Genomic DNA, 13,344 nt, shown 5'->3' with positions numbered 1-13,344 from the left:
AAACACACCGAAGACACCCCGGAACTTTTGTGCTATACTTTCCTATAGGACACCTGTAAGGAAGGGGGATCATCCGAATGGACGACGATATGGAGGATAAGTACCGCAACAACGACTACGATTTCGATTTTTTGCAGGGGGACGCCCCCCCGCAGGCAGAAGCCGCTCGACCCGACTACAAGGTCATCCTTGCGGACGACGACGCCGAAGTGCACCATTCCACCACCCTGGTCCTGAAGCGGTTCACCTTCGAGGGGGCGGGCATCACCTTCGTGCACGCCTACAACACCCGGGAGACGCTCCAGGCGATCGACGACCATCCGGATGCGGCCATCCTGCTGCTGGATGTGGTTATGGACGAAAAGGATTCCGGCCTCAAGATCATCCGGTACATCCGGGAAGAACGGAGGAACAGCTTGCTCCGCATCCTGCTCAGGACCGGGCAGCCGGGTGAAGCCCCCGAGGAGCGGATTGTGGTCGAGTACGACATCAACGACTACCTCCTGAAGACGGACACCACCGTCCAGAGGCTGTTCACGTCCCTCTACCAGGCTTTCCGAGCCTATCGTGACCTGGTGCGCATCGACAACAACCGGCGTGGATTGGAGAAGATCCTACTCCACAGTTCGGACCTTTTCGTCCAGAAGTCCTTCCAGGACTTCTTCTCCAGCATACTCCAGGCCATCACGGACTTGAAATCCTCCACCTCCACCGTCTGCATTGCGGAAAGCCCTCCGGAGGACATGCTGGCCTATGTCTCCAACCAGGAGGGCTGCCAGATCATCGCCGCCACAGGAGAGTTCCAGCCCCTTCTGGGCAGGAAGCTGGACGATGTGGAGGACCTTGAGTTCCTTAGGGACTTCATCCGCCGGAAGGAATATCTGGGGAAACCGGACCTCATCGAGGTGGGAAACGGTTTCCTGATCTGGAAGGACCTGGGACCCGGCTATTCCGCCTTCATCTTCATCAACAACCGGCTGGACCTTTACGACCTTGACCTGGTAAGGATTTTCCTGGTCAACTATACCCTTGCCCTGCACGGATTCGTTGCCAACCAGCGGATCAAGGAGACCCAGTTCACCTTGATCAACACCCTGGGCGAGGCCATCGAGAGCCGCTCCCACGAGACCGCCAACCATGTCAAGCGCACGGCGGAACTGACAGCATTCATCGCCGAACAGTTGGACTACACGGACGATGCCATCCAGACGTTGAAGATCGCCGCCACCATGCATGACGTGGGCAAGATCGGCATCTCCGACCAGGTGCTGACGAAACCCGCTTCCTTGACGGAAGAGGAGTACGAACGGATGAAAATCCACACCATCATCGGCCACAAGATTTTCGAGCATTCCAGGCTGCCTGTCCTCCGGGAGGCGGCCAGCATCTGCCTGAACCACCACGAATGGTATGACGGTACCGGCTACCCCAACCATCTGACGAGGGACAGCATCCCTCTCAGCGCCCGGATTGTCGCACTGGTGGATGTGATGGATTCCCTAGCCCATCGAAGGTACTACAAGGAAGCCTGGCCCATGGACAAGGTGTTCGCCTACATCGCGGAGCACAAGGGAACCCAGTTCGATCCGGAGCTTGTGGACATCGTGCTGACACACAAGGATAGGATCGTCGAACTGTTCGAGCAATACCGGGACTAGCCGTGTCCTCGGCGGTCCCTCCGTATGACCTGCCTGAGAGGTGATTGCCGTGAAGAGGGATCCGCTTACGAAGACCCATTACAAATTGATGGGAGGCATTACCGGCCTCCTCCTTTTCCTCGTCCTCACACCGGTGCTTTTCCAGTCGGCGACCCGTTCCGAACGGGAGCTGTTCATGATCCAGTCCGAGCTGACCCTCGGCGGCCTGGAGCGGAACCTGAAGACCCTGGAGGCGGTCTCCCAGACGCTCCAGGCGGTTTTCCACGGCACCGACGCCCCTCTGGACGGGACGGCTTTCAGGAACATATCCAGAAACCTGATGTTCCGGGACCCCTACATCCGGACGGTGGAATTCTACCTCCAGGAAGCCGCCCCAGGTTCGGAGGGCCTTCCCGGGAACCATAGCTTCCCCCTCAAACACCATGAGTCCACATCCCGGAACCCCTCGTTGTTTGGTGATGACCTGGCCGCAGACAGGAGCATCCTTGTCACTTTGATCCGTTCCGCCCGGGAAGGTACCCCCATCCTGCGGTTCGTGGACCGGGACCCTGGCTATCTGGTTGTCCTGACCCCCATCTATACCGGGGGAATGATTCCGGAGGAAGGCAGCAGCCTGCGGAGCATGGAGCACATCCGCGGCTTCCTGGCGGTTTCGGTGGATCCCTCCATTCTGCTGGAGGACACCCCTTTCCTGCACGGGACAAATCTGGAATTGCAGCTGGAGTACATGCACGGTGTCGAACCAAGCAAGACCCTCCGGAGAAAGGAACCAGCAGCGGCGGGAATCCTTCCCTACAGCTACCGGTTTTACCGTTCGACCGCCGCCCTCTCCAGTGTGTTCACCCTGGAACTGGTGGAGCATCATGCCGTCCTGGCCGAGCGGCTCGGCCTGTTCCTCCTGGCGGCGGCATTGTCCGTCCTTGCGGGCCTGGCAACCTACCTGCTCCTCCGCGCCCGCCGGCGGCTTTCCATCTACCTGCAGGTCCTGGACGACAAGCAGGAGGAAATCCGGACCTACTCCAACCGCTTGGAGGAACTGGTGGAGGAACGAACGACGGAACTCCATTCCGTCAACCAGGACCTGCAGGACAAGAACGACACCTTGAACAGGACCATCGACCAGCTGCACGAGACCCGGGACCATCTGATCGAATCCGAGAAAATGGCTTCCCTGGGCGGACTAGTGGCCGGTGTGGCCCATGAGATCAACACCCCGCTGGGCGTCAGCATCACCACCGTCACCTTCATGGACAAGATCAACCAGGAATTCATGCAGCGCCTCAATGACGGCAGCCTGTCGAAAAACATGCTGAAGGAATATGTGGAGGACACCCTGGAGTCCCTGTCGCTTCTCCGGATCAACCTCCGGAAGTCGGCGGAGCTGGTCAAGAGCTTCAAGCAGGTGGCGGTGGACCAAAGCAAGGAAGTCGTCGCCCCCTTCAACCTGTACCAGTGCTTCCAGGATGTCGTCCTGAGCCTGAAGCACGAATACAAGAACGCCGGACACCAACTGGTGAACGAGTGTCCCGAGGACATCATGCTGAACAGCTATTCCGGCATGTATTCCCAGATTTTCACCAATCTGGTGATGAACTCCCTACGGCACGGATTCGCGGACAAGAACGCGGGCAAGATCCTGCTGAAGGCCCACATGGATGAGGCGGGCAAGGTCCTGACGCTGGAATACACCGACGATGGATGCGGCATCGAAGCCGAGAACCTCGCCCGGATCTACGAGCCCTTCTTCACCACCAACCGGCTGGGGGGCAACAGCGGTCTGGGGATGAGCATCGTCTACAACATCGTCGTGCACAAGCTGCACGGACAGATCCGCAGCGAAAGCCGGGTGGGGGAAGGGGTTAGATTCACCATGACCATCCCCCTGGGCCCTTGAAGGAAACACTGCTTACTACGCACACACAAACCATTCCAACCTGGAGGTAAAAATGCCAAAGAGAACAGACATCCACAAGATACTCATCATCGGATCGGGCCCCATCGTGATCGGCCAGGCTTGCGAATTCGACTATTCCGGCACCCAGGCCTGCAAGGCTTTGCGGAACCTGGGCTATAGGATCGTGCTGGTCAATTCGAATCCCGCAACGATCATGACGGATCCGGACATCGCAGACAGGACCTATATCGAGCCCCTCAACCTGAAGAGCCTGGAGACCATCATCGCAAGGGAGCGGCCGGACGCCCTGCTGCCCAACCTGGGCGGCCAAACCGCGCTCAACTTGAGCATCGATCTGATGAACGCCGGCATCCTGGACCGCTACGGCGTGAAGGTCATCGGCGTCCAACTGGACGCCATCGAGCGCGGGGAAGATAGGATCGCCTTCAAGGAGAGCATGACCTCCCTAGGGATTGAAATGGCAAGAAGCGCCCCCGCCTACTCCGTGGAAGAGGCCGAAAGGATCGCCCAGGAACTGAAGTATCCCGTCGTCATCCGGCCTGCCTACACCATGGGTGGAACCGGCGGCGGGCTGGTCTACAATGTGGAGGAGCTGCGTACCGTCGCCCAGCGGGGCATCGCCGCCAGCAGGGTCGGACAGATCCTCATCGAGGAGTCCGTCCTGGGCTGGGAAGAGCTGGAGCTTGAGGTCGTCAGGGATGCCAACAACAAGATGATCACCATCTGTTTCATCGAAAACGTGGATGCCATCGGCGTCCATACCGGCGACTCCTTCTGCACCGCCCCCATGCTCACCATCAGTCCCGCACTGCAGGAGCGGCTGCAGGAGTACGCCTACAGGGTGGTCGAAGCCATCCAGGTCATCGGCGGCACGAACGTCCAGTTTGCCCATGACCCGAAAACAGGCCGGGTGGTGATCATCGAGATCAATCCCCGCACCTCCAGGTCCTCCGCCTTGGCATCCAAAGCCACCGGGTTCCCCATCGCCTACGTGTCCGCCATGCTGGCCGCGGGTGTCACCCTGGACGAGTTGCCCTACTGGAGGGAGGGAAGCCTCGACAAGTACACCCCCTCAGGGGACTACGTCGTGGTCAAGTTCGCCCGGTGGGCCTTCGAGAAGTTCCCCGGCGCCATCGACAAGCTTGGAACGCAAATGCGGGCCGTGGGCGAAGTCATGAGCATCGGGAAGAACTATAAGGAAGCCCTGCAGAAGGCGATCCGCTCCCTGGAGATCGCCCGCTACGGCATGGGATTCGCCAGGGACTTCCACGAAAAACCCCTGGAGGACCTGCTGGCCCTCCTAGCGGAGCCGACCAGCGAGCGGCATTTCATCCTCTATGAGGCCATCCGCAAGGGCGCGGATTTGGACGACCTTTCCAACCTCACCTTCATCAAGCGCCATTTCCTTGAACAGATGCGGGAACTGGTGGAGCTGGAGGAGGAAATCCTCAAGCACCGGGACGGCAGTCTCCCCGACGCCCTCCTGCTCCAGGCCAAAAGGGACGGATTTGCGGACCGCTATCTTGCCCAGCTCCTCAACCTGAAGGAAAGCGACATCCGGGCCAGAAGGACCGCCCTTGGAATCTCCGAGGGCTGGGAGGCCGTTCCGGTCAGCGGCGTGGAGAACGCATCCTACTACTACTCCACCTACAATGCCCCGGACGCATCCACCGCAAGCGGGCGGCCCAAGGTGATGATCCTCGGGGGCGGCCCCAACCGGATCGGCCAGGGCATCGAATTCGACTACTGCTGCGTCCACACGGCCTTCACCCTTCGGGACCTGGGCTATGAGACGGTCATGGTGAACTGCAATCCCGAAACGGTCTCCACCGACTACGACACTTCGGACAAGCTCTACTTCGAACCCCTCACCGTCGAAGACGTCTTGAGCATTTACGAAAAGGAAAAGCCCCTGGGGGTGATCGTGCAGTTCGGCGGCCAAACCCCCCTCAACATCGCCAGGGAGCTGGAGGCTTCCGGTGTCCGGATCCTGGGGACGACCCCGGAAACCATCGACCTGGCCGAGGACAGGGACCAGTTCAAGGAAATCATGGAACGGCTGGAAATTCCCATGCCCGAATCCGGGATGGCCGTGGATGCGGAAGAGGCCTTGGAGATTGCCGCACGTATCGGCTACCCCCTGATGGTGCGCCCCTCCTATGTGCTTGGAGGCCGGGGGATGGAGGTCGTCCACGATGACGGCATGCTCCGCCACTACATGTCCGCAGCGGTGGGTGTGACCCCGGAGCGGCCGATCCTCATCGACCGGTTCCTGAACAACGCCACGGAAGTCGAGGCCGATGCCATTTCCAATGGTAAGGCAGTATTTGTTCCCACCGTCATGGAGCACATCGAGCTTGCGGGAATCCACTCCGGAGACTCCGCCTGCGTGATTCCCCCCACGACCGTTGCCGACAGGCACCTGTCGACCATCAAGGAGTATACCCGAAGGATCGCCAAGGAGCTCCATGTCATCGGCCTGATGAACATGCAGTACGCCATCGCGGACGACAAGGTCTATGTGCTGGAGGCGAACCCCAGGGCTTCCAGGACGGTCCCCCTTGTATCCAAGGTCTGCAACATCTCCATGGCCAGGATTGCAACGGAAATCATCATGGCCCATGCCAAGGGGGAGGACTATCCTGTGGAAAGCCTCCAGGAAAAGCGGATTCCCCATTTCGGTGTCAAGGAGGCGGTGTTCCCCTTCAACATGTTCCCCGAGGTGGATCCCCTCCTGGGACCGGAAATGCGTTCCACCGGCGAAGTGCTGGGACTTTCCGACTCCTTCGGCCATGCGTTCTACAAGGCCCAGGAAGCCACCCAGTCTCCCCTGCCCGTGGAAGGCACGGTCCTCATCAGCGTGAATGCAAGCGACAGGCCGGGAGCGCTGGAGCTGGCCAGGGAATTCCGCCGGATCGGCTTCAAGGTCAAGGCCACCAGCGGAACCCACAGCTATCTGAAGGAGAACGGTGTGGATTCGGAAGAGATCAACAAGCTGCACGAGCGGAAACCCAACATTCTGGACGGGATCGCCAACGGGGAGATCGACCTGGTCGTCAACACCCCATCCACCAAGAGGAGCCAGAGCGACGGTTCCATGATCCGGAAATCCGCCATCCGGCACAAGGTCCCCTACATCACCACCATCACGGCCGCACTGGCAAGCGCCAAGGGAATCGCTTCCATGCAGGAACACAAGGATTCCCCCCCGCAGCCCAAGTCCCTGCAGGAGTACCATGGGGACATCCAATAGCCTCATGAAGAAAACGGCAACAAAAAAGCAACCACGTAGTGTGGTTGCTTTTTTGTTGCCGTCGGTATCATGGCGTTTTCCGCTCCGTGCGGCCGTCTCTCCGCCTGGTGCGCCGGAGGTAGTTCTCAATGTAGACCGCATCCTCGATCTCCAGATCCCGCTCGCCGGCCAGCGATTCCAGGTGGTGGGTGAACTCGTGCTTGAGGGTGTGCTCCAGCTTCTTCTTCAGGGCTTTCTTCTCCAGATGTCCGTACACCTGCATGAAGGACCCGTAGTAGATGATGATGTATCTTCCCATGCTCCCGCCGCTGTGGTATTCCCCCATGGTGTAGAGGTCCCTCTTCCTGCTGACGTCGCTCAGCTTCTCTTCAGGCAGCAGTAGGATGCCCCCGTTGAGCTCCTTGTAGAGCTCTCCGGGGAACCCTTCCGCTATCTCGTCCAGCATCGCTTCAATTTCCTCAAAAGAGACCATTCGTCTTCCTTTCCTTTGTCGTGTTTTTCCAGTAGGTTTTGGGTCCGTTGTTCCTCAGGGCCCCTTCCTTCGGCACCTGCAGGACGGCCAGAAGCAGGTTCAGCAGGTCCACGGAGGAAGCCATCGCATTGAGCAGGACCAGGAACTTCACCGCAGGCATCAGCACTCCGAAAGCCCCCAGCAGCAGGGGAAGGAGGATGGATAGGAGAACGAACGGGGCGGCTGAAACCACCAGGTATCTCCTCCTCGAAATCACTTCCTCCGTTACCACGAAGCCGCCGAACCAGGTGATTCCCACATAGGTCCGGTCGGACCGCAGGAAACCCGGTATGAACACCAGGTGGATCGACTCATGGAGCACGGTAAAAAGGAGCAGCAGGAAGACGACGCCCAGGTCCACTCTGATTGAAAAGGCGTCGGTCGTGAAGCCGAATTCCTCGAAAGAAACGGAAGAAAACCCATTGACCGCCCCAAGGGAGAGGAGTACCGCAAAGAACATGAGGGGGACGGACATGAGGATTGAACCGGCCAGATGTCTGGGTTCCTTCAAAAGGACCCAGCCGGTTTCCAGCAACTCCGCATGCAGTTCCTGGTTGAACTTCGGCATCTTCCTTCGCAGTTTCACATGCTCTTCCTCCTCGTCCTACCTTTCCTTTCAGCCTGTTCGGAACACGGTCCTCATACGTAATACTCCCGCAGGTCGTCCAGCCGCAGGCATCCCAGACGGACGTTCCTGTCCCTTCCGGGGTCCCCCCGCAGGCCGGCCAACCCGCAGTCGATGCCGATCTTGTCCCCACCGAACCAGATACCGTAGGGCCGGTCCGGCTGGTACTGCCAGGTGGGGGTGTGTCCGAACACCACCGTCCTCCCTTCCGGAACCACGGCATCGGGTTCGATCCTTTTCCAGACGGCCCCCTCCGGACCGTCCTCCTCCAGCCAGCTTCCGTGCACCAGCAGGAACTCCCTTCCTCCAGCCCGCACCCGCTTTTCCACCGGCAGGGACTGCAGGAACGTCAGCACCGCCTCCCGCTCCCTTCCCGGGAGCCGGTCGTAGGCCATCCTTGTGGGAATGCCTCCGTTGTAGTACCAGAGCCACTCCATGTCCCCCTGCGCCAGGACCTGGAGCATCATCGCCTCATGGTTACCCAGCAGCATCTCGAAATTCGGACGTTCCATGATGTCCAGCAGGATGCCGATGCCGTCCGGCCCCCGGTCGACCACATCTCCCTGGACGATCATCCTGTCCTCCGGCTGCAGGTCCAAAAGGTCCAGCATCCTGTCGTACCTGTCCATATGCCCGTGGATGTCGCTCATCACATAGATCATGCAGTCACCTCCCCTCGTGTCCCGGCTCAAGCAAACCTTCCCGTTCGTTCCCTGATGATTACCATTATACTCCTTCCCCCTTTGCCATGGAACCTTTCCAGGCAAAAAAAGCCAACCGCGCACTAAATCCATGCGCGGTTGGCTTTCCTCTTCCATCCTATCCCTTCCCCTTTTTGCCCCGCCTTGCGAAGTCCTGGTCGATCTCCGCCTTCCAGTCGTCCGGCAGGGACATGGACGCCCGCAGTTCGCTGACCGCCCTGCCAACGACCTCGTAGTTCAGCAAGGTCCCCTTGCTGTCCGCATGGTAGTTGGCCGACCGTTCCGCGGCAATCCCGAACCTGCCCGCGGAAGCGACGGCGTCGATGTTCGCTCCCAGGAAGAGGAACTCCCATCCGTACTTTTCCGTCTGGACCTTCACCATTTCGCTGATCTTCTCGCAGGTGTACTCCCGGCTTGCGTTCTCCATGCCGTCGGTGGTGATGACGAACAGGACCTTGTCCGCCCGCAGCTTCTCTTCCGTATGCCGCTGCACGTTCACGGCCTTTAGGATGGTCTTTCCGATGGCGTCCAGCAGGGCGGTGCTGCCCTCGACGAAATAGTCCTCGTCCGTGATCGGCCGGATCCCCCGGATGTCGATCCGGTCGTGCAGGACCTGGTACTTGTCGTCGAAGAGCACCGTGGTCACATAGGCCTCCCCCGGCTCCCCCTGCTGCTTCTTCAGCATCGCGTTGAAACCGCCGATGGTGTCGCTTTCCAGTCCCGCCATGGAACCGCTCTTGTCCAGGATGAACACCAGTTCCGTAATGTTTGTCTTCATATCCTTTCCCTCCGTTTCCTTCTGATAGGGTAAGGATACCACATCCGGCGGTCCGGTTGGTCGCCTGGGAAGCGACAATCACACCCCCAGCAGGGGCTGGTCGAAGGCGAACAGCGCTTCGTTGACCTCGAAGATCCTGTAGTTGCCCTCCTCGATGAAGTACTGGATGATGACGTCGAACTTGCTGCTCTGGGAGAGGGTGTATCCAGCCCTGCCCAAAAGGTCCAGGGTCTCGTCCAGGTTCAGCTCCAACGCGATGGCAAAGGCGATGGCAGTGCCCTTGCTGGGACTGTAGCTTTTGTTGTTCCGGATCTTGGAGAACAGCTTCCGGTCCACGTTTGCCTTCCGGTAGGCCTCCACGTCCGTCATGCCCTTCTCGTCGATCAGCCGGAGCAGCATCTGGGAAAAGGATTCGTCCAGCTGTCCCAGAACGTCCTCCAGGCTCCGCTTCATCCCTACGGAGGAAGCCGCGGCATAAACAGACACCTGCTGTTTCCTGCGCAAGCCTTCCTGGAGTTGCTCCTCCACATAGTTGTTGTCGATGTACTCCTCGATGGATGCGAAGAGCTTGCCCCCCAGCTGGAAGGAGGCCTTGTCGTAGACCACCAGATAAACCAGCATCTCGTGGCGCAGGAGGAATTCCCCGATGGAGGACACCGCAACCCCCAGGGCCAAATCCTTGGGATAGCCGTAGATCCCGGTGGAGATCAGGGGAAAGGCTACGGATTTGCAGCCTTGCTCCCTGGCCAACTCCAGGGCGTTCCTGTAGCAGTCACGGAGAATTTCCGCCTCCCCTTTGCCCCCCCCTTGCCAGATGGGGCCCACCGCATGGAGGATGTGCCTGGCCGGAAGGGCATGTCCGCCAGTGCGCACCGCCTTGCCCACACCGCAGCCTCCAATCCTGTCGCATTCCGCCTGGAGCGCCTCCGCTCCCGCCGCGGCGAAGATTGCGCCGCAGACGCCGCCCCCCTTCTGGAGCGCCGTGTTCGCTGCGTTGACGATGGCGTCCACGCGCATCTTGGTTATGTCGTTCCGGACGATCCGCATCGGCATGACAGGATTCTCCCTTCCTTGTCAGACGGGCGCAGAGGATACTGGTTCAACCTTGCTGCCTGTTATGGCCGTTTCCTATCATGGCTGCTTCCCGATGTAGGCCAGGATCCCTCCGTCCACGTAGAGCACATGCCCGTTTACGAAATCCGACGCCTCCGACGCCAGGAACACCGCGGGACCCGCCAAGTCTTCCGGCGTCCCCCACCGGGCGGCTGGTGTCCTGCCGACGATGAAAGTGTTGAAGGGATGGCCTTCCTCCCGCAAGGGCGCCGTCTGGGGTGTGGAAATGTATCCGGGCCCCAGGCCGTTGCACTGGATGTTGAACTGGCCGTATTCGGAGGCGATGTTCCTCGTCAGCATCTTCAAGCCGCCTTTGGCCGCAGCATAGGCGGACACCGTTTCCCTTCCCAGCTCGCTCATCATGGAGCAGATGTTGATGATCTTCCCCTGGCCCTTCCTGATCATTCCTGGAAGGACCGCCTTGGACACGATGAAGGGGCCCGTCAGGTCGATGTCAACCACCTGGCGGAAATCTTCCGCGGACATCTCCACCATGGGAATCCTCTTGATGATGCCTGCATTGTTGACCAGGATGTCGATGGTTCCCACTTCCTCCTGCACCTTCGCCACCATCGCCTGGATTTCCTCTTCCTTGGTCACATCCGCCACATGGCCGAAGGCCTGGATTCCGGCTTCCCTGTAGGCCGCAAGCCCTTTTTCCAGCGCCTCCCCGCTCCTTGCGTTGAACACGATGGTTGCCCCCGCCTCCGCATAGGCCTGTCCGATGCCAAAGCCGATCCCGTGGCCCCCCCCCGTGATCAGGGCCACCTTGCCCTCCAGTGAAAATCTGTTCTTTCCTATCATTTGCAGTCTCCTTTCTGAACTTCCCTTCATCCCGCTTTTACAACAGTATACCATAAAAGCATCCGGTCCGCCTCCCTGGCGTTCCGGATGCTTTCATGGCATGCGCTTGGCTGCTCCTACGCCAGGACTTTCTTGATGGCTGCGGCGATTTCCGCATCCTGACAGTTGGCGTAGAAATACTCCTGGAACCGCTCCCCGCTGACCGCACCCCGCAGCAGCTCCTGGTCGATGTTCTGCAGGATCGTCTTCATGTCCTGGTGCGTGACCTTCTTGACCTCGTCCAGGATCCTCTTGTTCCTTTGCTCCGGAACCACCCTGTCCCTGGGATAGCCCTGCCCGCTTTCCCCTTCGAACAGCTTCTCGAAAATGTATTTCAGGTTCAGTTCGGCGCCCCATCCGAAGCCTTTGGCAAAGGGCAGTGCGATGGCGTTCCCATCGTTGATCTGCGCGAACATGTATGCGTCCGAAGGGTCCACCACATGGCCGCAAAGCACACCTGGGAACACGTTGCAGGCTAGCATGGCGCCTTCCCCCGTTCCGCAGCCTGTGATCACATAGTCCACCGCCTTGGAATTCAGAAGGATGGCCGCCAGGATGCCGTTCTGCACATAGGTGAGCGCATGAGGATCCGCCGCCCCGTACATCCCATAGTTGAACACCTCGTGGCCCATGGGTTCCACCGTCTCCTTCAAGGCTGCGTGGATCATTTCATTTTTCGCCGCCTGGCTGTTTTCATTGATCAATGCGATTTTCATCTGTTCTCCTTCTCCTTGGGTGGTCATGCCTTCATTTCCTTATCTGCATCAAGTATACCATACATTTATGCACCTTTCTCGTGGTTTCCTCCACAATAACTTGCATATCATGAACCCGGTGTTTATAATTGTAGTTGAAACCAATCCAGCAAGAAGCATCCAAAGGAGCATTCAATATGGAAAAGTTCTCCTCCTGCAGGGAAGCAGTCGAAGCATGCAACAGGGACAGGTCCTTTTCCATCGCCCATCTGTTCAGCGAGGAAAAGACCATGGACATGCATGTCCACAATTTTTACGAAATCTACTTCTCCGTCACCGGCGGGAAGCAGTTCCTCATCGACAGGGAACTTTACGACATCCAACCCGGCGACCTCTTCCTGATCAACCAATTCGAAAGCCACTATCTGACCCAAATCGACCGGATGGTGCACGAAAGGATTGTCCTCAACATCCACCCCCAGTTCCTACAGGACATTTCCACACCCAGGACCGACCTGGGAGGGTGCTTCACCCTGGAGAAGCAGGCCATGGGCCACAGGGTCCGTCTGACCAAGGACGAGCAGGCACGCTTCCTCTACTACATCGGAAAGATGACCGTCCCCCAGGAATTCGGCAGCGACATCCTCGTGCGGGCCGCTTTCCTGGAATTGATGGTCCTGGTCAACCGGTCCTTTCTTGCCGGTCGATCCGTCCTCCAGCCCGCCGGCTCCTACCAGTACAACCGGCAGTTGGACCGGATCCTCGCCTACATCAACGAGAACATCCACGAACCCCTCACCATCGAACGGATCGCAGACGATTTCTTCCTCAGCACCTCCTATGTGTGCCGCATCTTCAAGGCCCACACCGGAACCACCATCAACCGCTACATCAACGCCCGGCGGATCACCATCGCCAAATCCCTCCTGACCAACGGCATGGAAGTGAACAAGGTCTGTGAAGCCTGCGGCTTCAACGACTACAGCAATTTCCTCAAGGCCTTCACCAAAACGGTGGGGGTGTCACCGAAGAAGTACTCCCAGCTGGGGACCAGCTGCCCTTAGCTTTCGGTGCTCCACCGCCGGGGTACCGTAAAGACCAGGATCCCCTCTTTTATTTTCCCGTTTGTGTCAAGCGTTTTTGAAAATGTCCCGAAAAACTTATAACATAGGCACCAGCTATTGCTGGTGCTTTTTTGGTCTTGGGCGTGATGCAAGGGAGCGGCATTTATTCCACGGACCTGTTTACAGCG

11 protein-coding genes are annotated in these 13,344 nt (G+C 58.9%); 4 read left to right on the top strand and 7 right to left on the bottom strand.

The genetic code is table 11. From position 1 onward, the window contains the following. Nucleotides 1-77 precede the first annotated feature (77 nt). Genes GXN74_RS06805 through carB form a run of 3 tightly spaced genes read left to right on the top strand, consistent with a single transcriptional unit; the run spans nucleotide 78 to nucleotide 6,826 of the window. Nucleotides 78-1,658, top strand: a complete 1,581-nt coding sequence (locus GXN74_RS06805; protein ID WP_162370179.1) for an HD domain-containing phosphohydrolase — start codon at nucleotides 78-80, stop codon at nucleotides 1,656-1,658. Nucleotides 1,659-1,707: 49 nt separating this feature from the next. Further along, nucleotides 1,708-3,552, top strand: a complete 1,845-nt coding sequence (locus GXN74_RS14850; RefSeq protein ID WP_162370178.1) for an ATP-binding protein — start codon at nucleotides 1,708-1,710, stop codon at nucleotides 3,550-3,552. A gap of 52 nt (nucleotides 3,553-3,604) precedes the next feature. Further along, complete coding sequence (carB, locus tag GXN74_RS06795; RefSeq protein WP_162370177.1) at nucleotides 3,605-6,826, top strand: carbamoyl-phosphate synthase large subunit; 3,222 nt, start codon at nucleotides 3,605-3,607, stop codon at nucleotides 6,824-6,826. Nucleotides 6,827-6,893: 67 nt separating this feature from the next. Here carB and GXN74_RS06790 read toward each other — a convergent pair whose 3' ends face one another. The 7 genes from GXN74_RS06790 to GXN74_RS06760 form a co-directional block, all read right to left on the bottom strand. After that, complete coding sequence (locus GXN74_RS06790; protein WP_246208630.1) at nucleotides 6,894-7,271, bottom strand: metallopeptidase family protein; 378 nt, start codon at nucleotides 7,269-7,271, stop codon at nucleotides 6,894-6,896. A 13-nt stretch (nucleotides 7,272-7,284) separates the two neighbouring features. Beyond that, complete coding sequence (locus tag GXN74_RS06785; RefSeq protein WP_162370175.1) at nucleotides 7,285-7,923, bottom strand: metalloprotease family protein; 639 nt, start codon at nucleotides 7,921-7,923, stop codon at nucleotides 7,285-7,287. A 53-nt stretch (nucleotides 7,924-7,976) separates the two neighbouring features. Then, nucleotides 7,977-8,624, bottom strand: coding sequence for a metallophosphoesterase (locus GXN74_RS06780; protein WP_162370174.1), 648 nt, complete (start codon nucleotides 8,622-8,624; stop codon nucleotides 7,977-7,979). Nucleotides 8,625-8,781: 157 nt separating this feature from the next. Next, on the bottom strand, nucleotides 8,782-9,441 hold the full coding sequence (locus GXN74_RS06775) for a vWA domain-containing protein (RefSeq protein WP_162370173.1): 660 nt from the start codon (nucleotides 9,439-9,441) through the stop codon (nucleotides 8,782-8,784). 78 nt (nucleotides 9,442-9,519) lie between these two features. Next, the gene (locus tag GXN74_RS06770; RefSeq protein WP_162370172.1) at nucleotides 9,520-10,494 is read right to left on the bottom strand and encodes a macro domain-containing protein; all 975 of its coding nucleotides are present in this window, start codon (nucleotides 10,492-10,494) and stop codon (nucleotides 9,520-9,522) included. 78 nt (nucleotides 10,495-10,572) lie between these two features. Then, nucleotides 10,573-11,358 carry a gluconate 5-dehydrogenase gene (locus tag GXN74_RS06765; RefSeq protein WP_162370171.1) on the bottom strand — a complete coding sequence of 262 codons (786 nt, stop codon included), beginning with the start codon at nucleotides 11,356-11,358 and terminating at the stop codon, nucleotides 10,573-10,575. Between the two features lie 116 nt (nucleotides 11,359-11,474). Continuing rightward, nucleotides 11,475-12,113, bottom strand: a complete 639-nt coding sequence (locus GXN74_RS06760) for an RpiB/LacA/LacB family sugar-phosphate isomerase (RefSeq protein WP_162370170.1) — start codon at nucleotides 12,111-12,113, stop codon at nucleotides 11,475-11,477. Between the two features lie 176 nt (nucleotides 12,114-12,289). Here GXN74_RS06760 and GXN74_RS06755 point away from each other — a divergent pair, with 176 nt between their 5' ends. After that, nucleotides 12,290-13,156 (top strand): helix-turn-helix transcriptional regulator, encoded by an 867-nt coding sequence (locus tag GXN74_RS06755; protein ID WP_162370169.1) that lies wholly within the window; start codon nucleotides 12,290-12,292, stop codon nucleotides 13,154-13,156. Nucleotides 13,157-13,344 lie beyond the last annotated feature (188 nt).

It is taken from the genome of Anaerotalea alkaliphila, from assembly GCF_010179735.1.
Taxonomy (GTDB): Bacteria; Bacillota; Clostridia; order Lachnospirales; family Vallitaleaceae; genus Anaerotalea; species Anaerotalea alkaliphila.
The sequence above is the reverse complement of the archived record's forward strand: the minus strand, read 5'-3'. Positions and strand labels throughout refer to the sequence as shown.